Origin of the sequence: Mucilaginibacter oryzae (assembly GCF_003148845.1) — a bacterium.
Taxonomy (GTDB): Bacteria; Bacteroidota; Bacteroidia; order Sphingobacteriales; family Sphingobacteriaceae; genus Mucilaginibacter; species Mucilaginibacter oryzae.
The window spans coordinates 331,103-356,624 of sequence record NZ_QGHA01000003.1; the positions used below are offsets into that span (position 1 = coordinate 331,103).

The following is a 25,522-nucleotide window of genomic DNA, read 5'->3' on the forward strand; positions in this document are numbered from 1 at the left end:
CACTCCATAAGGCTGTCACGGACAAACTATTTGCTGAGTATTTATGTTCAGGGCGATAAATAACTCAACAGCGCCGGTACAATTAATCAGGTAGTGCTTATACGGTGCTATTACCTAAATGGTTCCGTTTAAAAGTTTAAACATTAACTTTTCGGCAATTTTATTTAACGAAGAAGAAAGTAGTTAAACCGTAAATCACTAATTACCTGACGGTTCCCATCCAATCCGGCTTAAACAAAAAGAAAAAACCAAGCCTGTTTAACATAATGATTACAGTTAGTTAAATTTTGCTTATCATCGGCGGAGGGCAACTTAAATACCTTTGAAACCAAATACTCATTTTAAATGAAACGTAGGGATTTTATTAAAAACACCACCATTACGGCGCTCAGCGCATCTGTTATAACACCCTTAGCCGCCATGGCCTCTGAAAATGTAACCCATTTTGAAAGCGATGACCTTTCGCCGTCGGCAAGCCTGAAAGATGAATTTAACGTACATTTTATGGCTATCGGCGATTGGGGCCGCAATGGCGAATACGACCAGACCGAGGTAGCCAGGCAAATGGGCCTGTGGGGCGCAGCCAATCCCAACGATTTTGTGATTTCTGTTGGGGATAACTTTTATCCGCTGGGCGTAATCAGTGAAAACGACCCGCTTTTCCACTATTCGTTCGAAAATATTTATACCGCGCATTCGCTGCAATGTAACTGGTACCCGGTTTTAGGCAACCACGACTGGGGGGCCGATCCGCTGGCGCAGGTACGCTACAGTAAGGTAAGCCGCCGCTGGAATATGCCCTCTCTATACTATAAAAAAGAATTTTCGCTGGGCAAAACTGATAAAGTATTAATGCTGATGATTGATACTGACCCTATGCTTCACGACGATAAAAAGCAGCAGGTTGAGGAGCAGATGGTATGGATTAACGAGCAACTCAAAAACGCGGGGGCCGATGTTAAATGGAAAATGATCATCGGGCACCACCCCTACTACACCGTTGGCCCGCGGATTAAAAACTACGATACGCTAACCATCCGCGAAAAGCTGGCCGGTATTTTTGAGAAGTATAAAATTGATGTTTACCTTTCGGGGCATGATCATTCCCTGCAGCACCTCAAACCTGAAGGATATACGCACCAGTTTATATCGGGTGCCGGTTCTGAACTTACCCCGGTTACATCGGGCATCCCCTACAGTAAATTTGAGGCGTCGGAGCATGGGTTTATGTACTTTGCCATCAACAGTAATAAACTGCATGTGAAAGCTATCAACATGGCTGGTAAGGTTTTGTACGAAACTACATTGACGAAGTAGCCCCCACCCCCCTAAGGGGTGAGCGACCGTTTAAACTTTTTAATGCCCAAAAACATAAAAAGCCGGAATGAACTATTCTCATTCCGGCTTTTTTATGTTATACAGTGCCGCTTAATCCAAAAACTTAGCTCTCAGCGCTTTGATATCCTTATCTGTTAAGCCGATCTGGGTTTTCAGATAATTATCTATCGAGCCGTATTGCTTTTTAATGGCGGTAAAAGTAGCGTCGAGATATTCTTTTTTAACACTCAGCACATCTTTGGCTACATTTTCGTCAATCTTCATAAATTTCACCATGCCGTTAACCGATTTCCGGTTCTCGGCAGCGCGGTAATAGTTCGAGGCTTCATAATCTTTCATAATGGTTTCGTACGGCACGCCCAAGCTGTACAGCAATAAGGCAGCGCCTATACCGGTGCGGTCTTTACCGGCGGTACAATGAAACACCAGGCTCTTATCTTCGGGCATGGCGAGCAACTTACCGAAAAACGGCTTGTACCTTTCGGCCAGGAAAGTAGTGTTGGCGTAATAGGCCGTCATCACCGAATCGCCATGGGTTGTTTTCCTCAGGCTCTGCATCATATTGCTGTTGGCATCATCACTTCCGGCCGGGCATAAAATATAATCGGTATTAGGGTTCAGCCTATCCGGCGCCTGTTTCGATTCCTGGGTACCGCGCAGGTCAACATCATAGGCTATTTTGCGTTCGGCTAAGGCGACCAGATCCTGATCGGTGAGCTTGCTCATATCGGCGCTGCGGTATACCTTACCCCATTTTACATGGTGTCCATCCTTAGTAGCATAACCGCCAAGATCCCGGAAGTTTACAGCGCCCTGTAATTCTACTTTACGTTTGGCGCTATCGGCAATCTGGGCTTCAGCCTGCCCCGCGAGGCAAACAGCTAAAATTAAAATTAACTTTCTCATATCCGTTTTAAATGGAAAAAACAGAGGCCCTAAACCGGGCCGCTGTTTCAATTAATTAGTGTACGTATATATTTTTTTATTTGGTAAGCCAGGTATCTTTAAATACATCATCAGTACCGCCAAACTGGCTGGCGATAGCCTTCTGGTAATTAGCATTATTGGCGTTAATCTCATCTAAAGGATACAACCAACGACGTGGTAATTTACCACCAGGAGTACCTAAACCGGTGCCACCTTCGCTAAATGCCGGTAAACCGGTACGGCGGTGGTTCATATATGCTTCCCAACCCGAGTTCATGAAAAAAGCAACATATTTTTGTTGTAAAATTTGAGCAAGAGCTGCTGTAGGTGAACTTAAATTATAGCTCACATTAGCAAGAAATGTCGCGTTATCTGTAGTGACTGTACCTATGCTTTTACCACCTACTTCGGATATCGAAACCGTTGAATTTGCATTAACGTTTAAACCGAAATTGCTGAATGAAGCAGCGATACCTTTATCATACCACGATTTTGCATCGGTTGCGGTAAGCGTTGGAGCCCAGCCACGGTTAATACCTTCGGCAATATTGAAGCATAATTCAGGATAACCGATAAATATAAACGGCTCGGCAGTAGCGCCGGTAGCTGAACCAAAATAACGCATACCATTAAAGTTTGAATATTTGGCGGCGTCGTTTTGCAGGGTTGATATCGGTGTTCCCGGATCAGCGCCTATGTAGTTTGAAAAATCGCCGACATTTGTTTTAGTTACAGGCGTAGCCATTAAAAATGTGCGGGGATCTTTTGTAGACGTTGTAATATCCAATACGGTTTTACCAACATTCATAAAGTTATTGTATGAATTACTACCCGAAGCGAAAATCGGGTAAGGAGTAGCCGTTGTATATTTATATACTACGTTATCAGTATTGGCTGTCATGATCGGATATGTAGCCGGATCACCAACAATAGCTGCAAACTGCGATTTAACGTTTAAATCCGCGTTATCGTCTGCCCTTTTACTTAAACTTATCAATATCCTTAACCTGTAGGTATTGATAACTTTTTGCCACTGCAAATTAGTTAGGCCAAAAATATCACCACTATCAAAAACACTTCCGGGAGAACCTAAAGTAGCCAAGATTTTGTTAGCGTCATCAAGCAACTGCAACGAGTTTTTATAAACATCGTGCTGCGTATCAAAAACAGGCGTAAGGAAATTGATATCACCCGCCTGGCTCATAGGAACATCACCCACCCTTTGAGACAACCAGATTGCGGAATATGCGCGAAAGAACTTAGATAGTGCAAAATACTTATTGGTTGTATTGCCAAACTGGTTTTTTGCCTGAAATTCCAATTGCACTGCATATTTTAACAATTCATAGCTATGCGCACTATACGACCAGGAATCCTCGTTAGTACCCCAATATTTAGTATAGTTTGACACCTGGAACTGGTTTGATTTATTTACATCACCAAAAGGCGCTTCTTCAGAACGTACTAATACCGCTGTAAGGTGGTTAACGATCAGCGACACCGGAATTCTTGAATTTGAGTTAACAGCGTTGGGACTTAAATTGAGGTTACCCTTTTGGCAACCCGTGATTGACGTAGCCAAGATCACTGCAGCTGTTATTGCTTTTAAAGTTTTCATCTTTATAAAAATGTTTTATAAAATATTTTAGAATGTTACATTGAGGTTAAAACCGTACCTGCGGGCAGTTGTACTTTGTAATGCACCGTTTGAAGGCGCACCACCGGTTGTACCGTCGGCCGAGTTATAACCAGAAGCGTATTGATCGATATCAAAGTCTTTGCGGGCGGCAAAGTACAACAGGTTACGACCAACTAAGGAGAACGATATTGCTTTAATAGCTGAGTTTCTGAGATATTTTGCCGGAACGTTATAGCCGATAGTAACCTCACGTAATTTGGCAAATGACCTGCTGATCATAAAGGCCTCGTCGATAGATTTAACGTTACCATTTAAATAACCCTGAACGGTAATAGGAGTAGTGTTAGGAGCAAATGTTAACTCGCTTAAATTTGAGATAACACCATTTTGAAACTTAGGCGTACCACTAACAATTTTAACGCCTGCACCTTGCTCATTACCTAATAAAGACGGAGTAGGCGCCTGCGTACCCACCTTGGTAGAATTCCACTCAGCCAAACGGGCTGCACCAATAACACCCTGAACTGTTGAAAGATCAGTACCGCCCTGACGTGCCGCGTAGTAGTTATAATCATAAATAACACCACCTATACGGCCATCAAACTGGAAACTGAAGCTAAAATTTTTGTATGAAAAGCGGTTGTTCACACCAAAAGTAAAGTCAGGATTTAAGTGACCCAATGATCCGTAAACCTGGCTGTTTGAACCAGATGCCTTTAACAAAGCACCACCTGCATCATAAATAATATTACCTGCCGGGTCTCTTAAAAATTTGGTACCAAATACTTCATCAACCCTATCACCTATAGCAAAATTATGGTTAGCCACAAGTGCAATTGATTGAACGTTATTATAACCGATATCTTTCAGCGTTTCCTTAAATGTTGAATAGTTTACATTCACATCCCATGAAAATCCGTCTTTATTACGGAAAGGAGACCCGGACAATGAAATCTCCCAGCCTGCTCTTTTCGTAGTAACCGCGTTTTGGTTATTAGCGTTGTAACCGGTAGCAGGATCAGTTGGGAATGGATAAATCTGCGGACCGTTTTGCGTATCAAAATAAGTAACATCCAGGCCTAAACGGTTTTTCAGGAACTTAACATCCATACCTGCTTCATATGATACCCTTTTTAAAGAATGCAGGTTTGGATTGGCCTTGGTGTTTGAATAAACAACCGATGGCGTATTATTGTAAAGGGATGTGTAAGAGGCAAGATCCTGGTTGCCGTAGCTTGGTCCATCATAAGAGCTATATAACTCAGTGCCATAGCCAAGCAAGGTATTAGTAGTTACACCAGGCGTGTTTTGAACCTGTGTATATGCGCTTGCCACGGTTGATTGCGTCAAACCAGCTTTAAGCACTGCCTCAGAGGCCCTGAATTTCAGGAAACTGATAGCCTCCGGCAATTTAACATAATCAGATACAGCGGTTGAAAGCGAAACTGAAGGATAGAAAAATTTATCATGACCAGGAGCAAAAGTTGATAATTTATCAACACGGCCCGTTGTGTTTACGTTAAGGTATTTATCATAACCGATATCAAATGAATAATAACCGCTATAAACCTGCATTTTTGAATCCCAGTTATAGGTAAGCGCTAACTGCTGCGAGTTTGATAAAATATAAGCGTTAGGGCCTGCTAAAGCACGGGTTGTACCATAAAACGAATTATACGTAAATGAACGTGAATTACCACCTAATAAGCCCGTTACATTAAACTTACCAAAAGTTTTGTTGTAGTTGATTTGCAGGTCGGTATTGTTTTCAAACAATTTACGGTCGTCCTGACGATAGTCACCATACCAGCCAAAATAATACCACTTGGTGTAGGCATTTAAGTTAGCTGATGATGGCACCTGCTCGGTTCTTTCTTGGTTCCAGGTAGAGATTTGCGAGCGCAAACTTACGTTCAAATCATTGGTGATTTTATAATTTAAACGCAGGTAAGCGTAGATATCAGTTTTGTCATGACCGCGCAGCCATTTTTTTGCCATGAACCATGGGTTATTTAAACGACCATACTCCTGCGCGTACTGAACCAGATCCGGCACACCCATCGGGCCTTTGTAAATATCTTCAAGATCACGAACGTCATAATCAGCCGAACCATAAACCTTAAACATGTAGATGTAGCTATTAGGGCCGTAGCTAACATCCGGGATGTTCGGCGTGTATTGTTTGTTGAAGTTGATATTTCCGTCAATAGTCAACTTAGGTGTAATGTTATAGCTGGCGTTAAGGCTGAAGTTATCAGAATTTAACTTTGTATTAGGGAACATACCCTTTTGATACATGTGGGTATATGAAAACCGGGTGTTGTAATTTGAACCGCTTGCAGCCACAGCTAAATTGTTGGTTGAAATTAAACCGGTTTGCCTGAAGTTATCAAAGTTATTTTTGCCACGCGCGGTCCACGGCGTAGGTGTACGTTTGCCGGTAACCGGATCGTAAGGGCTATCATATTGGCGTAATAACTGGCCTTCAAAACGAGGACCATATTCGCCTAAACGGTTAGCGTTATCATACAAAACATCGGCAGAAGGAACGTAAACGTTGCTGTTATCTTTTGCCTGATATTCGTAGTGGTAAGCGTTACCACGACCGTATTCAGTTTGAGCCTCCGGCGAAGCGATCAGGCCGCCTTCAAATAAGGTACTGCTGTTAACGTTAACTTCCCAGCCTTTTTTATCTGTAGTACCTTTTTTAGTGGTGATGATAATAGCGCCGTTGATACCCCTTGAACCATATAACGCAGCGGCGTTAGGGCCTTTTAACACGGTATAAGTATCGATATCATCAGGGCTGATGTTCCAGGTATCGGAGTTGATGGGGCTGCCGTCAACCACAAACAAAAGGTCTTTGCTACCACGTAAAACAATCTCCGGGCGGCCTAACATCTCGGCATTGGTACCTACTGTTAAACCTGCTACTTTACCGGCCAGCGAGTTGATGGGGTTCGGATCACGGGCTTTAACCAATTCAGGGCCTTTAACTTCCTGAACGGTATAACCCAGTCTGCGGGTTTCCTTTTTCACGCCATAAGCAGTTACCACAACCTCTGATAATGCCTTTGAATCAGATTTTAGTTGAACAGAAATATTGGTTTCGTTACCGATGGTTACCTCCTGAGGTGTATACCCGATAAATTTGAAAGTTAATACTTTGCCTTTTTCAACAGCAAGCGTAAAACGGCCCTCGGTGCCTGTTACCGTACCAAAGGTTGTGCCTTTAATTTGTACACTTACGCCCGGAAGCGGGTGATTGGTTTCGTCTAAAACGATACCCCTGATTGTTAGGCTTTGTGCGAAAGAAGTGCTGTAAGCAAGCACACCTATCGCTAAAAGCATGAACAACCGTGAAATTTTGAGTAAATTTTGTTTCATTGCAATACAGTTAGTTTGCAACAAAGCTACCTTAGCAGTATTAAGACAGGATTTTCACATTGATAATATAAGAATAAGGAATTATAAACAAATATATTTTTAAGCTCCGTTTTATTACTTAATGTTAAATATTTCTTAATTCTTTTAACATTACCACCATTTGGCACGGCAACGGCTTACATACTTAAAAGAATCTCCAATACAAAAAAGAGCCGAAATCCTGGTTGGCAGGGTTTCGGCTCTTTTGTTATCGTTATCCAATTTATCCTATGAACAAATCACAACCTGAAGTTAAGCGATATGTAGGGGTACCATCCTTCAGTTGAATGGCCTGCCAGTAACTGAAGCACTGTTAAGCTGGCGGGTGCAAAATATAAGCCGCCGCCGGTGCCCGTATGCCATTTATCAGAATGCTCGTTATCAACCCAAACGCGGCCGGCATCGTAAAAACCTACCAGGCCCAGCTGCCCCGGTAATATATAACTGGCTATATCCGCCAGTTTAACCCTTGCCTGCAGATTGTTAAATACCATATGCTTGCCCGCAAAACGGTTTTGCAGGTAACCCAGTAAATTGCCCTGGCCACCTAAAAACAGCGACTGATAAAATGCCGGTTTACCGAAGCTAACGCCGCCCCCTACCCTGTCCGAAAGCACTACAGCACCGCCCGGAGTAAGGCTTTGGTACCAGGTAAATTCAGGCTTTATCTGCACAAACGACTTTGAATCATCATTAAGGCCGGTATATCCCTGCGCGGTTACCGTAAAATAGAAACCCTTTTTAGGCAGGATATTATTATCACGCTGATTGGTGGTATAATTAATGAGCGCGCCAAGGTGGGCCTTATCCTTACCAACCGTCAGGCTATCGTACGAATTGATGAGCGATGTTTGGCTGATGAACCTGCCGGCGTTATCGTTAAGATCGAGATGATAAAACTGAAATGATGGTCCCGCGCTGATATCGCTGTTTTTACCGGTATGCCAGCGCAATGCCGGATCAAACTGGTAAATATCATAACGTGTACGGTAAAAGGTGCGGTAACCCTTAAATTTGTTAAGCGTACTTTCGTTACCAAGCCCGAAAAAGTTCACGGTATTATCCGGCGATTGAATATTGGCCTGCATGGTAAAATCCGCTTTGCCAAAAACGTCTATCCATTCGCCGCTGTACCTGATCCTGAACGCGTCGGTAGCAAACGAGTGCGTGATCATTAACTGCTGTACGGTTGAGTATGGCAACTTTCTAAAACCATCATAACCGGTATATTTAAAACCTGCGCCCAATAAAAAGCCGTCGTCCTTATTTAACGCGGCGGTAGCCAGCGGCATCCATACATTATATAAGTTGGTTGGCAAAAACTGTGTATTTAAGCTATCGTTTGATAAATGCCTGTTCAGCCTGTCGGTATCGCCGATAAACGTAATATTGTTTTTGCGGCCATAAAACTGCACCCGGCGCGACGCCTGTTTTACATCAACAGTTTTATCACCAACACTGTCTATCAGCCTTAATTTTATAGGTGAATTCGCGGTGTTGATCTGCACTTTATCATCACCGGCAGATGTAAAAAGCCTGATCTCCTTCGTAATATCCGGCTGATAGAGCATATCCATGAGCTGATCTTTGGTTTCGCCCTCTTTATTTATTCTTGCTACTGTTATCCGCGTAGCCTTATCAGGGCCATCGGTTACGGTAATCAATTCGCTTTTATCGGTAGTGCGGATATCTACTATCCGGTTAATGAACTTGTAATAAGCGGTCATTGCCCGGGGGATATCGTCGCGCCGTTGCTTCAGTTTAGCCAGCAGCTCATCGTGGCGGAATTGGTAAATTTCCTTGGGCAACCTTTGCAAGCTTGCTTCAAGTACGGCATCGGTCTCGGCCTTTACAAACGCATTCACTATCTTCATGTATTCATCGTAAGGAAGCTGCGCGTCGGGATATTCCTTCATAAACCGGGTTTTAAATAATGAATACTTAACACGCGGAATAGCCGGATCAAAATCTTCCAACGTAGGATCGATCCATGACCATGAAGCGATTGACGGGAAAACACCCTGTGTAACGTGAAAAACCTGGTCGCGGTCGCGCGGAACGGCGGTATAAAGTTTACCCTTACCATTTTTGGTATCTGCCCATCGCCATTGGTCTTCGTGGCGGTCCCAATCCGTCATGAGCAGGTCGAGCAGCCTTGCCCTCAAAAATTCGCGGCCATCTACGCGGTTATCGTTACTTTTTAAAAGCGCGTCCTGCATTTTAAAAGTGTTATCAGAGTGGCCAACGGGTTCCCGCTCCTCTAAAAGGCATACCAACCCAACAAAAGTTTTGCTGTACTGGCCCAGCACAGGGTCGTCTGCAACAACACCTATTACCGGGTTTGCATGCGGAACGTTGGCGGCCTCGGCAAGCGGCGGCACCACTAAAGCGCTGTACGGATGCTGACCGCTAAACTCGTCGCCAACCCAATCAACCGCGAAAGTTCCCTGTAAATTTGGCGGGAGTAGTTTATCGGGTACTTTTTCAACGCTTCGCAATACCCATTCACGGCCTGTTTTATCTTCCAGCCTCAACGATTTTGATTCCATACCCCCACCCTGTTTTAAAGGGCTTAAGCCGCCGTTTACCTGCGATAACTTGATTACGGGCAGTTTAACCTTCATGGCCCAGTCTTTACGGTAATTTTCACCAAACAACCAACGGTGGATCCTGCTCACCTGATCATAAGAGGCATGCACAGCTACAACCGTGCTATCAGGAAACTTTTGCCAGGCCGAAGGGGCTATAGCCTGCCCCCGGGCGTAAAAACCGGCGGGTATTAATAAAGAAGACAGGAGTAATTTTTTTATCATGGGTATTTGCTTTACATGTGGGCACTTAAAAATACAAAAATGCGCAAACAAGTTGCGCGCCAAAGCACAAGCACTTAACTATCAATAAATTAAACAAAAACAATTTTAATCAAACGGCGATATATCGTTATTTAACCAATAATGATCCCGGTAATTGATACGGCATAATCCAGAGTGCCGTAGCCTTGGCGCGCCTTTACCGACGAAACGGCAGCCTTAACACGGTAGTTTTTTATGCTGATTTACATTTATAAATCTGTTGACGCGCCGGTTAACTTTTCAGGCGAAATGATAGTATTAATCATTACCGCCATCCGGATCTTATTTAATGTAATAGCCTGGCAGGTATCCCTACCCGCCAGGCTATCACCAAAAATAAAACTCAATAAAAGATAGTGCTGCTTTTTAGCCTTATCTTAAATGCGATCTTAGCATCCAGGCCATTTTTTCGTGGGTTTCCATCAAGCCTGTGATATAATCGCTGGTACCGGCATCATGCAGATCGTTTGCAAAATAGTTGATATTTTCGCGCAGGTTGATGATCACGCTTTCATGATCGTTAAGCAATTCGCGGATAAAACCATCGCCGTCATTTTTTTCGTGCAACTGCTCTGAAAGATGGGTTAATTGTAAAAAGCTTTTCAGGGTTGCCGGAGCATAATGGCCTAATGAGCGGATTCGTTCGGCTATGCTATCCACAATCTCGTCCAGCTCATTGTACTGCGATTCGAAAAATAAATGCTTGCTGTGGAAATCGGGGCCTTCAATATTCCAGTGCGCGTTACGGGTTTTGGTATATAATACAAATTCGTCGGCCAATATAGCGTTTAACGCATGGGCAACTTTAGCCAGGTTTTCGGGGGTAATACCAATTTTAGGTTCCATGTTTTTATGTTTTATAGATGTATTGTTCAATGTCGATTCAAGCTGTACCTGTATTGGTCCAACTAACCGGCGCTAAAATAGAAAGCACAGCGCTTATAAAAAATAACATTTATCACTTATACTTTGTAATGACAAAAACGCCCTGAGTTTAGCGGTCTTCCCCACACTTAAACGGGAATCTCATCCAATAAATCTCCCAAGCGGAATATTATATATAACAGGAACAGACCTTAAAGCGGTTCTCTTTAACATAAAAGGTACTGCTTTTTTAAACTTCTCCTGCGCCGGGCACTTACTTAAGGGCTCAACACATGTACCCTGTGTAAACTTAATGTCAAATTACCTGACAATAAACCTCTAATTTACAACCTGACGACCTGATTATTAACACTATACAGCCTCTTGTTAATAAATAATTTCCTCGCAATATGGGCTTAATAATTTAATAACAATAACTTCGTATTATTTAAAAACAGTGAGCCTACATTTATCAAATTATAGTTTTCTTAATTATGTGACTTAAGCTACATATTATTAATCACATAATTTTTGAAGAATTTATAAAGAAATGCCCCTAAGAATATTTGATATGAAATACATTCGAACGGATAGCACCCCGAACGGGAGATGCTGTTTGCTGATGACTTTCTACAGAATTACTCCAAATTCGAATAATACCTTGAGTTGTTCATCAGCAGGGAAATTTCATTAAACTAAACCTGATTGAAATAAAAGGATGAAGAAAATATTATTCATTACCGGCTCAATTAACCAAACCACGCAAATGCACCAGATAGCCAATGAGCTGCCTGAGTTTGATTGCTGGTTTAGCCAGCTGTTTACAGATAATACCACGCTTAACTATATTTTAAATGATACCAGCCTGCTAAACGGCACGGTATTATCCAACAAATTCAGGCTGATAGCTGAAGAATATTTAAATAATCACAACCTGCAGATTGATTTTGCTGCCCGCAAAAACAAATACGACCTTGTGGTGTTTTGTACCGACCTGATTGTACCGCGCCGCATGCGCCAAACCAAAACTATTTGGGTGCAGGAAGGAATGATAGACCGTTACACGCCTTGGAGCCACGTGGTGCGCCATTTAAAATTACCGCCAACGCTTTGCGGCAATACATCACTTAACGGCTCGTCAAACCGCTGCGATATCTATTGCGCCGCATCCGAGGGGTATCGCCAGTATTTTGCTGCCAAGGGCACACCCGAAAACAAAATCGTGGTAACAGGCATCCCTAACTACGATAACCTGGCGCAGCATATCAATAACGATTTCCCGCACCATGGTTATGTAATGGTTGCCACTACAGATATGCGCGAAACCTTCCGTTTTGAAAACCGGGTAGCTTTTATTAAAAAAGCAATTGCTATTGCCAATGGCCGCCCCTTGCTGTTTAAGCTTCACCCAAACGAAAATGTTGAACGGGCCGAGCGGGAAATTAAGGCCAACACCCCGGCGGGTACACTTATTTATAGTAAAGGCAACACCAACCACATGATAGCCAATTGTGTCGAGCTCATCACCCAGTACTCAACCGTGGTTTATACAGGCATTGCGCTTGGTAAAAAAGTGCATTCCTTATTTGATGTGGATGAGTTAAAACGGCTTACACCAATTCAAAACGGTGGCGCATCTGCAGGAAATATAGCGGCCCTTTGCCGGGACTATATCAACTACAACGGCGCCCCCGAAAACTACAGCCCAGATATGGTTTTAGCGCAATACCAGGCTAAAAAAGCAAGCCTGCAACTGAAGCCCGAATTAGTAGAAAGCTGGTAATCAAATTACCATGACAGAGAGAATACTTATAGTAATACAGGCCCGCATGGCCTCAAGCCGTTTACCGGGCAAAGTAATGCTGCCGATATTGGGCAAAAGCTTGCTTGCGCGGATGGTTGAGCGCCTGCAAATGATCAAACACCAGGCACAACTGCTGGTTGCCACATCCGAAACTGCGGATGATGATGTTATTGAGGCCGAGGCCGAGGCCATCGGCATACCCTGTTTTCGCGGCAGCCTCAACAACCTGCTCGACAGGCATTATCAGGCGGCTCAATTATTCCATGCCGATGTCGTACTGAAAATCCCGTCTGATTGCCCGCTGATCGATCCGCGAATTGTTGATGAAGTGCTGGATTACTTCTTTGCCAACAGGGACCAATACGATTTTGTAAGCAACCTGCATCCCGCCACCTACCCTGACGGAAACGATGTGGAGATCATGACCATGGAGTGCCTCACCAAAGCCCGCGAGCAAGCGACAAGGCCATTGGAGCTGGAGCATACCACCCCCTACATATGGGAAAACCCCGGCCTTTTCAGGATAGGCAATTTCGTGTGGACAACAGGGCTTGATTACTCCATGTCGCACAGGTTTACCATTGATTATGCGGAGGACTATTATTTTATAGAAAGGGTTTTCAGGGAACTTTACCCCGAAAACGCGGCCTTTTCATGCCAGGATATTCTTGACCTGCTAAATCAAAAACCCGAAATCTACAACATCAACGCCCAATACGCGGGCGTGAACTGGTACCGTCACCATATTAACGAACTGAAAACCGTATCGGCCGATAAAACCCGGCAGGCGCCTTCAGAAACTTTATAGCAACACAAAGAAGAACATAGCGTGGAGAACAAGAATTACGAAGAATTAACAGCTACGGCCCTTAAAGTAAGAGAGCATATTATCCGTATGTCGACAGACGGGGGGTGCTTTACCGGCGCGTCGCTATCGGCAGTGGACCTGATCGTGTACCTGTACAGCCGTTTTTTAAACATCAACAAGGATAACCTGAACGATCCGGACCGCGATTACCTTTTCCTATCCAAGGGTCATGACGTACCCGCCCTGTACGGCACCTTTGCCGAGTTGGGTTTACTGGAAAAAGAACGCCTTAAAAATCACCTTTTATTAAACGATCATATTTACTGGCACCCCAACACCAAAATCCCGGGTATCGAATTTCATTCCGGTTCGTTGGGCCACTTGCCATCTGTGGCGCTTGGTGTTGCCCTTGATCTGAAAATCAGCGGCAGTACCAATAAAGTAATCTGCATTTTGGGCGACGGGGAGCTGAACGAAGGCACCTGCTGGGAAGCCGTACTGGTAGCCAACGCCTACAAACTGGATAACCTGATCTTTATTGTTGACCGCAACCAGTTCCAGGCCAATATGCGTACGGAAGAACTGATTCCGCTGGAGCCGCTTGCCGATAAATTCGCTGCCTTTGGCGCAGCCGTTAAACGCGTTAACGGGCATAGCTTTGCCGAACTGGACGAAGCCCTGAATGCCTACCCTTTCCAAACCGGTAAACTGAATGTGCTTATTGCCGATACCATGCGCGGTAAAGGCCTGCCAAGTATCCAGGAGCGTGCCGACCGCTGGTTCTGTAATTTCAGTGCTGGCGAAGTTGAGCAACTTCTGCTCGAACTGCACGGCGAACACAATACAACATTAACATCCGAAACTTTAGTGGTGAGATAAGATGAGTTACGAAGAACTTTTAACCCAAACCGCGCTTGCCGATGAGCAGGTGATAGTAATGACCGCCGAAAACCGCGCGCTGGTACGCAACCTGCCCGCCAAATTAGGCAAACGTTTTATTGATACCGGTATAACCGAGCAAACTATGGTTGGCGCCGCTGCAGGCCTGGCTTTGCGCGGCCGTGTGCCGGTTATTCACGCGCTGGCCTCGTTTTTAACCATGCGCGCTTTTGAGTTTGTACGCACCGATGTGGGCATTGCCAATTTGCCGGTAAAGCTAAGTTCCTTTATCCCCGGATTTTTATCGGATGGAAACGGCCCAACCCACCAGGCCATCGAGGATATCTCGATCATGCGCGGCATCCCTAACGTAACCGTTTTCGCGCCCGCCGATGAGGATGACCTGGTAAAAATGCTGCCGCAGATCTGGGAAAGCAAAAGCCCCGCCTATACCCGCATCAATACCCGCCAAACCGGCTACAACCACGCGCCTTTTGTGATGGGCAAAGCCGAAGTAATTACCGAAGGTACCGATGTAACCATACTAACCTACGGCCTGCTGTTTGAACAGGCGCTGATAGCCGTTGAAATGCTGAAAGCCGAAGGTTTATCCGTAGGCCTGATCAATATGCGCAGCCTTAAACCGGTTGACGAGGAAGCGATCCTGAAAGCATCGGCCCAAAGCAAACTGGTAGTAACGCTGGAAGATCACTTTGTAACAGGCGGCCTTTACACCATTGTTGCCGAAGTTTTGCTAAAAAACCGCAGCACCGCCAACGTATTGCCTATCGCCCTGCATGAAAAATGGTTCAGGCCGGCATTACTGCCCTCGGTATTGGAATACGAAGGCTTTACCGGCAAACAGATAGCCGAAAAGATTTTAGGTTACCAGACCGCGCACCACCAACCCGAAATTTTAACCCCTGAATTTTCAGAATAAAAAATATTTACCATGGCCAATAAAATTGAGCTTAATAACGATTTCCCGATCATCACCGAATCGGACAAACTATACGAACGTGCTTTAAAAGTGCAGAAACCGGTTACCCAGACTTTGGCAAAAGGGCCGGGACAGTTCACCAAGGGCGTAGCGCCTAAATACCTTGTAAAAGGCAAAGGCTCGCATGTATGGGATGCGGATGGTAACGAATTTATTGATTTGAACGCGGCTATCGGCCCTATTTCATTGGGGTATGCTTATCCCGCTGTTGATGAGGCTATCCGCACTCAATTAAACGATGGCATCACTTTTTCATTGATGCACCCGCTGGAGGTTGAGCTTTCTGAACTGGTTCAGCAGGTTGTACCTAATGCCGAAGCCGTTAAAATTTCAAAAACCGGTGCCGACGTTTGTTCGGCAGCTATCCGCGTGGCAAGGGCATTCACCGGCAGGGATAAAGTATTTTGCTGTGGATACCACGGCTGGCACGATTGGTATATCGGCATCACCAGCCGCAACTCGGGCGTTCCTGAAGCCATCCAGGATATGACCTATACTTTTGAGTATAACGATATCGAATCGGTAAAGGCCGCCTTGGATGAAACCGTTGCCGCCCTCATCCTGGAGCCATTTATTTTCGAGGCGCCAAAACCAGGCTACCTGCAGGAATTGGCCGAGGCTTGTAGGGCCAATGGCACCCTGCTTATTTTTGATGAGATGTGGACAGGCTTCCGCGTAGCCCTGGGTGGCGCGCAGGAATATTTTAATGTTAAGGCCGATCTGGCCGTATTTTCAAAAGCATGCGCCAACGGTATGCCGATCGCCTTATTAACAGGCAGGGCCGATGTAATGGAGCTGTTCAATTCAGAAGTATTCAGCTATACCACTTTTGGCGGCGAGGCCCTATCATTGGCGGCCTGCATCGCTACCATCAATGAGCTTCGCGATAAAAACGTACCTCAGTACCTTGATGAGCATGGAGCCTTATTGAAAGATGGTTACAACGGGCTGGCTATTGAATTAGGTATGGATAAATACACACGTGCGGTAGGTTTCAACTGCCGCAGCATGGTAACTTTTACCCCGGATGTCGGCAACGGACTGGAAGTAAAAACGCTGATGCAGCAGGAAATGATAAAACGCGGGGTGCTTTGGGCCGGTTTCCACAACATGTGCTACAGTCACACCACCGAGGATATCAACTACATCCTTTCGGCTTACCGCGATGTGCTGCCGTTGGTTAAAGAAGCCATAGAAAGCGGCAACGTTAAACAATACCTGAAAGGCGAAGTGCTGGAGGCTGTTTTCCGCAAGGTGAGCAATTACAATATCAAACCTAAAACCACCGCCTAAGCCATGGAGCTTTTTTCATTAAAAGGGAAAACGGCTGTAGTAACCGGCGCTTTGGGCCTTATCGGCAGGAAACATTGCGAAGCCCTTGCAGCAGCTGGCGCCAACGTGGTAGTAGCTGATTTGGGCGCAGAGCAAACTGCAAAATTCGCGGCCGGACTGGGCGAAAACCATTTGGGCCTTGAAGTTGATGTAACCAGCAAAGCATCGTTAGTTGACGCGCTTAACGCCGTATTAAACAAATATGATTCGGTTGATATACTGGTGAACAACGCTGCTATTAACGATAAGTTTGAAAACCCGGCGATGGCCAAAGAGCTTTCGGCTTTTGAAAACTACCCGCTGGAGGCTTTCCAGTTATCGCTTAACGTCAACGTAACCGGCGTGTTTTTATGCTCGCAGGTATTTGGCACACAGATGTCATTACAAGGCAGCGGCAGCATTATCAACATCGCTTCAACCTATGGTATGGTTGGGCCCGATCAAACCATTTATCGTGATGCACAGGGTCAGCAAACTTTTTATAAATCGGCGGCCTACCCGGTAACCAAAGGGGCTATTATCAACTTCACCCGTTTCCTGGCCGCTTATTGGGGCCATACCGGTGTAAGGGTAAATACATTATCACCGGGCGGCGTTGAGGCCGGGCAAACCGAAGATTTTATAGGCAACTATTCAGCAAAAACACTATTAGGCCGAATGGCCAAAGCTTCTGATTATCAGGGCGCATTGATATTTCTGGCCAGCGAGGCGTCGGCTTACATGACCGGCGCTAACCTCGTGGTAGACGGAGGATGGACAGCAATTTAATTTAAACCTATTATGAACGAGATTTTAAAACAAAAAGCGGCAGGCATTAAACTATTGCTGACCGACAATGACGGGGTATTAACAGATGCAGGCGTTTACTACAACGCGGAAGGCGAACTGCTTAAAAAATTCAGCATGCGCGATGGTATGGGGGTTGAGCGCCTGCGTAAACTGGCCAATGTGGAAACAGGCATTGTAAGCGGCGAACATTCGCCATCGCTGATGAAAAGGGCCGAAAAATTAAATATTACCGAGTTGCACTTAGGTATAAAAGATAAAGCCGCAACCTTCAAAGAGATCTGCAGCCGCCTGAACCTCTCGCCGAATGAGGTGGCTTTTATTGGCGACGATACCAACGACCTGGAGGTGATGAAGCTTGCCGGACTTACCGCCGCTCCTGCCGACGCCCTGCCACAGGTTAAGGCACAGGTTGATTTTGTAAGCACACTGAACGGCGGAGACGGCTGTTTCCGCGAGTTTGCCGAGTTTATCATCGAAGCTAAGAGTAACAAATATTTAACAAGTAACCGCAATGGCACTGTTACCTTACATAACGGGCGCGTTATTGGCAAAGGCCAGCCAAGCTATATCATTGCCGAGATCGGCATCAACCACAATGGTTCGCTCGAAATCTGCAAAAAACTGATTGATGAAGCCGTAGCAGCCAAAGCCGATGCGGTTAAATTTCAGAAACGCACACCCGAAATTTGCGTACCGCGCGATCAGTGGGAAATTATGCGCGATACCCCATGGGGCCGCATCAGCTACATCGACTACAAACGTAAAACCGAATTTGGCATTGCCGAATACGCTACTATCGACCAATATTGCAAAAAAGTGGGTATCGACTGGTTCGTATCTGCCTGGGACGCGCCATCGGTTGATTTTATGGAGCAGTTTGATACCATTTTGTACAAATTGGCTTCGGCATCGTTAACTGATTTTGACCTGATTCAGCGTATATTGGAAACCGGAAAACCGCTGATGCTGTCAACCGGTATGTCGACCATGAAAGAGATCGAAACCACAATGGATTATATCAACAAGTTTGATGAAAACTATCCGCTGTTTATCGCCCATTCAACATCGGCTTACCCATGCCCTCCGCACGAGCTGAACCTTAAAATGATCCAGACTCTGGAGAATAAATATCCGGGCATACCAATCGGTTACTCCGGCCACGAAACAGGTTTAGCTACCACCGTAGGCGCAGTAGCTATGGGCGCAACCTTCGTTGAACGCCACTTTACGCTTGACCGTGCTATGTGGGGATCAGACCATGCCGCATCAGTTGAGCCGGGAGGGTTCCAACGCCTTGTTCGTGATATCCGCGATGTGGAAACCGCTGCCGGTGATGGCGAAAAACGCGTTTACGAATCGGAATTAGGGCCAATGAAACGCCTGCGTGTTAACATCAGCGACGAATACAAAGAAAAACCAACAGTAAAATAATAATGCCACAGGAAAAAGTACTTACCATCACATCCACTATCCTTTTTTGCTGGATAGCAATTATCATTGCCTGGGAACGGATCTCGCCTTACAGAAAAGGTCTCAAGTTTTTCAGGGAAGGCTTTTGGATTGACCTGGTATGGTATACGCTGATACAAAGCTACTTTCTGAAAATCCTGATTTTCGACTATATCATAGCGCCGATGCAAAGGCACTGGGATCTGTCGCATTTCCATTTGGTGAGTAACTGGCCGGTGGCCGTGCAGGTTTTATTTTTTTTGCTTACGCACGATCTGTATATCTACCTGTTTCACCGCTTTCAGCATTCCAATAAATTTTTCTGGCGGATTCACGAAGCGCACCACTCAGGTAAGGAAGTCGACTTCCTTGCCGGTTCGCGGTCGCACGTGGTAGAGATTATCATTAACCAAACCATCGAGTTTGCACCTATCATTTTGTTAGGTGCCGACCCGGTGGTTGTACCGATTAAAGCCATGCTGGATGCCATGTTTGGCATGTTTATCCACGGCAATATCAAGGTAAACATGGGCAAGCTGAAATATATCATCAACTCGCCCCAACTACATTTATGGCACCACGCCAATTATATTGAAGTTTTTCATGCTAACTTCGCCACTAAGTTTTCATTTTGGGATTACCTGTTTAAATCGGTTTATGATCCGGGCCACGCGCCGGGCGATAAACCCGAAAACTGGGGGCTTTACTATGATTACCCGCGCGATTACTTTTTGCAGCATGCCTTCAGCGTAAAACGTTTTGATGAGCAAAAACTGCTTAAGTACCCCTTATTCAACTGGTATTATAACCTGAGGCCGCGTTTAATGAATAGGTTCGGCAAAATGCTGCCGGCTAAATTAACTACGGTAAAAAAAGCGGAAAAAAAATCAGAACCGGCTGTTGCAATACCGCAGGAAGAAAACATTTTACAATAAAACTAATACATTGGCCTGGTTATACCTTTTAATAGCAGCCGCGTTTGAAGCTGCATGGACCTTCTGCTTAAAATTCATGAAATTCAGCGATTTAAAAGCTTTACGCTGGAATTCCGTTTTAAGCCTGCAATATGGTTTGCCGGTTTGGCTGCCCTTTGTGGGATATGTGCTGTTTGGCATCGGTAATATCTACTTCTTTTCGTTATCCATTAAATCGGTACCTACAGCCGTAGCCTATGCAGTTTGGACGGCGGTAACACTGATCCTCATTAAAGTGGTAGAAATGACCTTTTTAGGCGAGCGGCTATCATTTGTGGAGATATTTTTCATGCTGCTGATTATGACCGGGGTTTTGGGGCTTAAGTTTTACGGGCCGCAGGTAAAATAATCAAATCAGGCATTTAACGTCCTTGCTTTGATCACATCTCTATTTCGATGTAGAGACACATACTTGCATCTCGCATAGGACAACCTTTTCGCATCTCAAGCAAACGTAAATTGCATGCGGGAGACTCAATTATTCGTCTCTAAAAAAAATCACTCCCGCCTCTCATTTCTGGTCGAAGTTTAGCGCAGCGTAACTTCAACCAGGATCAGAAAAAGCCCCCCTAAAAAAGAAAAGGCCGGGTGGTTACATACACCCGACCTTACAGTTCAACTTAACCAAAGTGAATTGTTGCTCTTTTATAATTTCACTGTAGCCGGTAAATATTTGGCTATCAGATCTTCATAGTATGGTTTCAGTTCCGAAACCACGGGTGGTTTCGGACTTTTTGAATACAGATCGTAAGGGTTGAATTTATCTACCCATTTAAACATCTCCTGATCGTGCGCGTTTAGTAAATGATCGTACGCTTTTTCGCGGTGCTGCGAATAAAACGAGTGATAACGGATCATATACAACGCCTCTTCGGGAAGATAATCTTTGGTAATGTGGTACAAATACTCATCATGTCCCCACGACATGTGCACGTTATCCAAACCGCATTGGTGTGTATAAACGCCGTATTTGGTATTGAAGCGCTCATCGTAACTATCCGGGTTATCGGCAAAAAACTCAGGATACACTATCTTATCCGAAAATTTACATCCTACCGGGAAGGTATCGCCTACCACGTTCCATTGGGGCTCGCCAAACAGGCAAAGCACTTTGCCCAGGTCGTGTATAAAACCGGTTAATACAAACCAGTCCGGGTGCCCGTCGGCGCGGATAGCTTCGGCAGTTTGCAGCAAATGCTGTAGCTGATCGAGCGAGATATCCGGGTCTGAATCATCAACCAGCGTATTTAAATACTCCATGGCTTTCCACCATGGCATTTCCATTTCATCAAACTTTAAAAAATTGGCCTTTTTAGCCAAAACGTTATCATAAGTTTGATATTTGTGATTTAACCTGTAAAACTCGCGTACCGGGTTATCTTCGGCCTCGCTGTAAACTCTGAACTCATCCTTCGCTTTGGCGGGTCCGGGTTCGGGGTAGCGCTCTAATACATCGTCTTCCCATTCTTCGATACTGGCCAGCGGCGAAATTTCCTTTTCGGTTAACTTGTCCATGTTGGTATTTTTGGTTTTTATAACTGGTTGGTTAGCTTGTAACAAGCCGTTACCCAAGGTTATACCGACCTATCACACTACTAAATTCCTAAAAAAAGATGCCCTTTTTATGGATCGTACCGGATTTATTTACGTAAACGTTTACGTAAATCTGCTACATTAGCGGTGTAAAAAACGTTGATACAGCCCTTGCCGTGGACAAAGTAAACATCAAAAAACTCGCTGCCGAACTCAACCTTTCTGCCGCCACGGTATCGCGTGCGCTGCGCGACAGCCACGAAATTGGCGCTGCCACCAAAGCGCGGGTAATGGAAATGGCGCGAAAAATGAATTATGTGCCCAATCCCTCGGCCAGCAACCTGCGCAGCCATAAAAGTAAAACCATAGCGGTTATTGTACCCGAAATTGCCAACAGTTTCTTTTCGCAGGCTATTAATGGTATTGAGGAGATTGCCCGTGCACATAACTACCACGTACTGATTTACCAAACCCACGAAAACGTTGAACTCGAAAACGCATTTATCCGCAGCCTATTAAGCGGACGGGTGGATGGCATTTTAATATCGATAGCCAGCGGCTTAAACGGCGAAAGGAATTTTAAGGATGTGCTGCCGGTTTTGCCACTGATATTTTTCGACAGGGTTTATGAAGACATCGAAGCCATTAAAATAACCACTAACGATTACCAGAGCAGCTACACCGCCACTAAACACCTGGTTGAAAACGGCTGCAAAAAAATAGCCTACCTGAAAGGGATTGATCATACCCCCGCAGGTAAAAACAGGATAGCCGGATATATTGACGCTTTACGGGATAGCGATATTTTGTTTGATGACAGGCTGATGATAGCTACCGGCGATGAACAGCAGGAAAACCCCGACCTTGTTAAAAACCTTTTATTAAGCCAAAAACCGGATGGCCTGATCGCCTCTATCGAAGACCTGGCCCTCCCCTGCTATTACGCCTGCCGGGATTTAGGTTTAAAGATCCCGGAGGATGTAAAGATCATCAGCTTTTCAAACCTTAAAACAGCCGGCATTTTAAACCCGTCGCTTACAACCATAACCCAACCGGCTTTTGAAATGGGCCGAACCGCGGCGGGGATACTTTTTAAAATATTAAACAGGAAAGAGGTTGAGCCAAATCAAACCTTAGTTTTAGATTCGGAGTTGGTGGTGAGGGAATCAACGGGAAGCCTCACCCAACCCTCTCCAAAGGAGAGGGCTTAACAGAATTTTATTTTTTACCTTCCAGGGAGATTTAGAGGGAGCTAAAACGGAAACACCGCCTTAAAACTCAGGTTACGCCCCATGTTATAAATACCCGAGCGACCATTGGGCGATGCGGTGTAATACTCAAAGTATTTCAACCGGTTTAGGTTAGATTGATAAACCTTATCGAACAAATTATCTACCTGCAAAAACAACTCACAAAGCGTTCTTCCCGGTTTGGTTTTGATCCGGGTACCCGCGCCTGCATTGATCAATGTATAACCGGGCGTAGCCGTCTCCGTATTATCTAAAGCGTAATAACGGTTTTGCGCGGCATAAATCCCGGCCTCAACCTTAAAGTAAGTTTTTGAAAAGATTTTCCCGCTTTGCTGCAGGGTAAACTTCAATTCCGACCGCACATGCAGCGGCGGAATAAAAGGAAGGTACCTGGCCGCGCCATTTGATTGGGCAATTAGCTGCCGGTTTTTGTTAATACCGGCAACATAGGCTAAACTATTATTAAAAGCCAGCCATTTCAGTTTTTGTGGATGCAGGTTAACGGTAAGCTCTGCGCCATAAAGCCTTGCCGCGGATTGCTGATACTTGTAGGTACTATTTCCGGGAACAACAACTACCGGGTTGCCGTTGGCATCGTTCAGTTTAGCCTGGTAAATATAATTATCGATGTTATTATTAAACAGTTCGGCCATCAGGTCGAGGTCGTTAAGATATGATATAATGCCCACATCCTGCTGGAGACTAAACTCCGGTTTAAAAGTACGATCGCCAAGATAAACAATGTGAGCACCCGGATCGAGCCCGTTCGAGCCGATTTCGGTGATATTGGGGGCACGGTAGCCGCGGGCAATGTTTACCTTAAGCAGCAATTTCTCGGTAACATTATACGTTAAACCTAAACTACCCGAAAAGCCATGATAGGCATGTTTAAAGGCCGGGAATTGTAAATTGGCACCGGCGGTATCAGGCGGGATTACATGCCTGTTAAAGCCATTGGCAGGATTAGGGCCTACGTAAAAATCATGCCAGCGGATGGCACGGCTATCATACCGCAAACCGCCGGAAATATCAACCTTACCAAAAGTTTTCCTGGAGAAAAAGAAAGCACCCGCGTCAAACAAATTATAATCAGGGATCGGGAAATCGGTAGCGGTTTTACTCCGGTTAGTTTGGCACATACCGTTTAAACCGATAGTACTTTCAATGCCCCGAAAAACCGGCAAATTATATTTTACATCATAATTAAGCGTATTCAATACCACATATAAACCAGGCTGGTTCACCATAACAGAATGGTTATATTCGCGCCGGACACTTTGCTGCAGCCCAAGCGCTACGTCGATGCTCCCCTGCCCCGTTTTTATCTTGCCATAACTGTAAAGCCGGTAATGCTGAATGCGTTGGTGCAAGGGCGCAATCGCATAGGATTTAAGTTCATTATCGCCCACCAACGGGCGATTTTTAATATCATCGCCCGCCCCCTCAGCAACCTGTTTGGTAAAACGCCGGGTAACAGAATCGCGGCTGCCATCAGGTATTTCCTGTTTATTATCATACCATGTGCCTGATAATTGCCACGAACCCCATTTTTTATCCGTCCGCATATTGCCGCTCAGGTTATATTCCCTGAAACCGGTATTGTAAACAAAACCATCTGTTTTGTTTTGATAATCGTGCGCCGTTTTAGCCGAGGCGCGGAAGGAATATTTCCAAGCGGCTTTTTGGTAAGCCAGCCCCAACGAGGTACCGATCATGCCGTTGTTGGTATGATAATCTACCAGGTAATCACCTTTCCATATCCCATCCGCCCCCTCGGGCATAGCCGGAATCATGTTAATCACACCCGCCAACGCGTCTGAGCCGTAAGTTAAACTTGCAGGCCCCTTCACAACTTCGGCACGCCCGAGGCCGTATTCATCGATCTCAATACCATGTTCATCACCCCATTGCTGCCCTTCCTGCCTTATGCCATCATACAAAGTAAGCACCCGGTTATAACCTAAACCCCGGATGAAGGGTTTTGAAATATTAGGGCCGGTAGTTACCGCACTAACACCGGGAACACCTTTAACAATGGCATCAATTATGTTATTATTCACATTTTGGTTCATTTCCCTTTTGGTTATCACGGCTATGGGGATAGGGTTTCTGCGCAGCTCGGTTTTGCGCGATACTCCGGTAACCACCACCTCATTCAGTTTAGAACTGTTCTCTTTTAAATTGCAGCTAAGCGTGGTCACCAATCCTTTTGGTATGGTAACTTCATGCTTTTCGGTAAAATAGCCTATGGCCGAAAACCATACTTCATACCTCCCGGGTTGAATGTTTTTAAGTTCGTAATAACCTTGATCATTGCTGTTGGTGCCTGTTTGGCTACCTGCTAAGGCGATGGTAGCGTAAGGCACCGCATCGCCGCTACTGGTTATCCGCCCCTTCAAAATCCCGGTTTGAGCACGAACGGCGACAGGTATGGTTATCACGATTAGCAATAACAGGATATAGGGTATTTTCATGGATGTTTTGTTTGATAAATACAATGCGATGCCCATTAAGTAAATTCAAACAAACATAAATAAAAAATTAGATAAGACTAATTTATTTAATTTGTTAAATTAAATAAAGAAAATCTATACGAGTTATACATATGATCATGAAAATGTATAGGGCAATAGCTTTTAACATTTTTGTAAACGTTCC

19 protein-coding genes are annotated in these 25,522 nt (G+C 44.9%); 12 read left to right on the forward strand and 7 right to left on the reverse strand.

Annotation, left to right across the window (positions count from 1 at the left end; translation table 11 throughout):
* Nucleotides 1-345: 345 nt before the first annotated feature.
* Entirely contained in the window at nt 346-1,317 is a 972-nt protein-coding gene (locus LX99_RS10595; RefSeq protein ID WP_109607859.1) for a metallophosphoesterase, read from the forward strand.
* 111 nt (nt 1,318-1,428) lie between these two features.
* Here the strand turns inward: LX99_RS10595 and LX99_RS10600 are convergent, their stop codons facing one another.
* From LX99_RS10600 to LX99_RS10615, 4 genes are all read right to left on the reverse strand, one after another.
* The gene (locus tag LX99_RS10600; protein ID WP_109607860.1) at nt 1,429-2,244 is read right to left on the reverse strand and encodes a tyrosine-protein phosphatase; all 816 of its coding nucleotides are present in this window, start codon (nt 2,242-2,244) and stop codon (nt 1,429-1,431) included.
* A gap of 76 nt (nt 2,245-2,320) precedes the next feature.
* On the reverse strand, nt 2,321-3,883 hold the full coding sequence (locus tag LX99_RS10605; protein ID WP_109607861.1) for a SusD/RagB family nutrient-binding outer membrane lipoprotein: 1,563 nt from the start codon (nt 3,881-3,883) through the stop codon (nt 2,321-2,323).
* A gap of 27 nt (nt 3,884-3,910) precedes the next feature.
* Nucleotides 3,911-7,291, reverse strand: coding sequence for a SusC/RagA family TonB-linked outer membrane protein (locus tag LX99_RS10610; RefSeq protein WP_109607862.1), 3,381 nt, complete (start codon nt 7,289-7,291; stop codon nt 3,911-3,913).
* Nucleotides 7,292-7,569: 278 nt separating this feature from the next.
* On the reverse strand, nt 7,570-10,143 hold the full coding sequence (locus LX99_RS10615) for a BamA/TamA family outer membrane protein (protein WP_109607863.1): 2,574 nt from the start codon (nt 10,141-10,143) through the stop codon (nt 7,570-7,572).
* A gap of 234 nt (nt 10,144-10,377) precedes the next feature.
* Between LX99_RS10615 and LX99_RS25630 the strand changes: the two genes are divergently transcribed.
* Nucleotides 10,378-10,539, forward strand: coding sequence for a hypothetical protein (locus LX99_RS25630; protein ID WP_170122669.1), 162 nt, complete (start codon nt 10,378-10,380; stop codon nt 10,537-10,539).
* A 15-nt stretch (nt 10,540-10,554) separates the two neighbouring features.
* Here the strand turns inward: LX99_RS25630 and LX99_RS10620 are convergent, their stop codons facing one another.
* Entirely contained in the window at nt 10,555-11,028 is a 474-nt protein-coding gene (locus LX99_RS10620) for a Dps family protein (RefSeq protein ID WP_109607864.1), read from the reverse strand.
* A gap of 736 nt (nt 11,029-11,764) precedes the next feature.
* Here LX99_RS10620 and LX99_RS10625 point away from each other — a divergent pair.
* Genes LX99_RS10625 through LX99_RS10665 form a run of 9 tightly spaced genes read left to right on the forward strand, consistent with a single transcriptional unit; the run spans nt 11,765 to nt 20,430 of the window.
* Nucleotides 11,765-12,829 (forward strand): glycosyltransferase family protein, encoded by a 1,065-nt coding sequence (locus tag LX99_RS10625; RefSeq protein ID WP_211319000.1) that lies wholly within the window; start codon nt 11,765-11,767, stop codon nt 12,827-12,829.
* 10 nt (nt 12,830-12,839) lie between these two features.
* The gene (locus LX99_RS10630; protein WP_109607865.1) at nt 12,840-13,658 is read left to right on the forward strand and encodes a cytidylyltransferase domain-containing protein; all 819 of its coding nucleotides are present in this window, start codon (nt 12,840-12,842) and stop codon (nt 13,656-13,658) included.
* Between the two features lie 21 nt (nt 13,659-13,679).
* A complete protein-coding gene (locus LX99_RS10635; protein WP_109607866.1) occupies nt 13,680-14,537 on the forward strand; it encodes a transketolase in 858 nt (285 codons plus the stop codon).
* Nucleotide 14,538: 1 nt separating this feature from the next.
* The gene (locus tag LX99_RS10640; protein ID WP_022830761.1) at nt 14,539-15,477 is read left to right on the forward strand and encodes a transketolase family protein; all 939 of its coding nucleotides are present in this window, start codon (nt 14,539-14,541) and stop codon (nt 15,475-15,477) included.
* Between the two features lie 12 nt (nt 15,478-15,489).
* Nucleotides 15,490-16,830 (forward strand): aminotransferase class III-fold pyridoxal phosphate-dependent enzyme, encoded by a 1,341-nt coding sequence (locus tag LX99_RS10645; RefSeq protein ID WP_109607867.1) that lies wholly within the window; start codon nt 15,490-15,492, stop codon nt 16,828-16,830.
* 3 nt (nt 16,831-16,833) lie between these two features.
* Nucleotides 16,834-17,637 carry an SDR family oxidoreductase gene (locus LX99_RS10650; protein ID WP_109607868.1) on the forward strand — a complete coding sequence of 268 codons (804 nt, stop codon included), beginning with the start codon at nt 16,834-16,836 and terminating at the stop codon, nt 17,635-17,637.
* Between the two features lie 12 nt (nt 17,638-17,649).
* The gene (locus LX99_RS10655) at nt 17,650-19,089 is read left to right on the forward strand and encodes an N-acetylneuraminate synthase family protein (RefSeq protein ID WP_109607869.1); all 1,440 of its coding nucleotides are present in this window, start codon (nt 17,650-17,652) and stop codon (nt 19,087-19,089) included.
* A gap of 2 nt (nt 19,090-19,091) precedes the next feature.
* A complete protein-coding gene (locus tag LX99_RS10660; RefSeq protein WP_109607870.1) occupies nt 19,092-20,042 on the forward strand; it encodes a sterol desaturase family protein in 951 nt (316 codons plus the stop codon).
* Between the two features lie 10 nt (nt 20,043-20,052).
* A complete protein-coding gene (locus tag LX99_RS10665) occupies nt 20,053-20,430 on the forward strand; it encodes a DMT family transporter (RefSeq protein ID WP_109607871.1) in 378 nt (125 codons plus the stop codon).
* A gap of 296 nt (nt 20,431-20,726) precedes the next feature.
* Here LX99_RS10665 and LX99_RS10670 read toward each other — a convergent pair whose 3' ends face one another.
* Nucleotides 20,727-21,596: an inositol oxygenase family protein gene (locus LX99_RS10670; protein ID WP_109608070.1), complete on the reverse strand. Its 870-nt coding sequence runs from the start codon at nt 21,594-21,596 to the stop codon at nt 20,727-20,729.
* Between the two features lie 194 nt (nt 21,597-21,790).
* On the opposite strand from LX99_RS10670, the gene LX99_RS10675 reads away from it, so the two are divergent.
* On the forward strand, nt 21,791-22,825 hold the full coding sequence (locus tag LX99_RS10675) for a LacI family DNA-binding transcriptional regulator (protein ID WP_109607872.1): 1,035 nt from the start codon (nt 21,791-21,793) through the stop codon (nt 22,823-22,825).
* 41 nt (nt 22,826-22,866) lie between these two features.
* Here the strand turns inward: LX99_RS10675 and LX99_RS10680 are convergent, their stop codons facing one another.
* The gene (locus LX99_RS10680) at nt 22,867-25,338 is read right to left on the reverse strand and encodes a TonB-dependent receptor (protein ID WP_109608071.1); all 2,472 of its coding nucleotides are present in this window, start codon (nt 25,336-25,338) and stop codon (nt 22,867-22,869) included.
* Between the last annotated feature and the right edge of the window lie 184 nt (nt 25,339-25,522).

What these genes read in the sequence shown, in the direction of transcription:
- LX99_RS10595 (WP_109607859.1), top strand. Translation starts at nt 346, where the DNA reads ATGAAACGTAGGGATTTTATTAAAAACACCACCATTACGGCGCTCAGC.
- LX99_RS10600 (WP_109607860.1), bottom strand. Translation starts at nt 2,244, where the DNA reads ATGAGAAAGTTAATTTTAATTTTAGCTGTTTGCCTCGCGGGGCAGGCT.
- LX99_RS10605 (WP_109607861.1), bottom strand. Translation starts at nt 3,883, where the DNA reads ATGAAAACTTTAAAAGCAATAACAGCTGCAGTGATCTTGGCTACGTCA.
- LX99_RS10610 (WP_109607862.1), bottom strand. Translation starts at nt 7,291, where the DNA reads ATGAAACAAAATTTACTCAAAATTTCACGGTTGTTCATGCTTTTAGCG.
- LX99_RS10615 (WP_109607863.1), bottom strand. Translation starts at nt 10,143, where the DNA reads ATGATAAAAAAATTACTCCTGTCTTCTTTATTAATACCCGCCGGTTTT.
- LX99_RS25630 (WP_170122669.1), top strand. Translation starts at nt 10,378, where the DNA reads ATGCTGATTTACATTTATAAATCTGTTGACGCGCCGGTTAACTTTTCA.
- LX99_RS10620 (WP_109607864.1), bottom strand. Translation starts at nt 11,028, where the DNA reads ATGGAACCTAAAATTGGTATTACCCCCGAAAACCTGGCTAAAGTTGCC.
- LX99_RS10625 (WP_211319000.1), top strand. Translation starts at nt 11,765, where the DNA reads ATGAAGAAAATATTATTCATTACCGGCTCAATTAACCAAACCACGCAA.
- LX99_RS10630 (WP_109607865.1), top strand. Translation starts at nt 12,840, where the DNA reads ATGACAGAGAGAATACTTATAGTAATACAGGCCCGCATGGCCTCAAGC.
- LX99_RS10640 (WP_022830761.1), top strand. Translation starts at nt 14,539, where the DNA reads ATGAGTTACGAAGAACTTTTAACCCAAACCGCGCTTGCCGATGAGCAG.
- LX99_RS10645 (WP_109607867.1), top strand. Translation starts at nt 15,490, where the DNA reads ATGGCCAATAAAATTGAGCTTAATAACGATTTCCCGATCATCACCGAA.
- LX99_RS10650 (WP_109607868.1), top strand. Translation starts at nt 16,834, where the DNA reads ATGGAGCTTTTTTCATTAAAAGGGAAAACGGCTGTAGTAACCGGCGCT.
- LX99_RS10655 (WP_109607869.1), top strand. Translation starts at nt 17,650, where the DNA reads ATGAACGAGATTTTAAAACAAAAAGCGGCAGGCATTAAACTATTGCTG.
- LX99_RS10660 (WP_109607870.1), top strand. Translation starts at nt 19,092, where the DNA reads ATGCCACAGGAAAAAGTACTTACCATCACATCCACTATCCTTTTTTGC.
- LX99_RS10670 (WP_109608070.1), bottom strand. Translation starts at nt 21,596, where the DNA reads ATGGACAAGTTAACCGAAAAGGAAATTTCGCCGCTGGCCAGTATCGAA.
- LX99_RS10680 (WP_109608071.1), bottom strand. Translation starts at nt 25,338, where the DNA reads ATGAAAATACCCTATATCCTGTTATTGCTAATCGTGATAACCATACCT.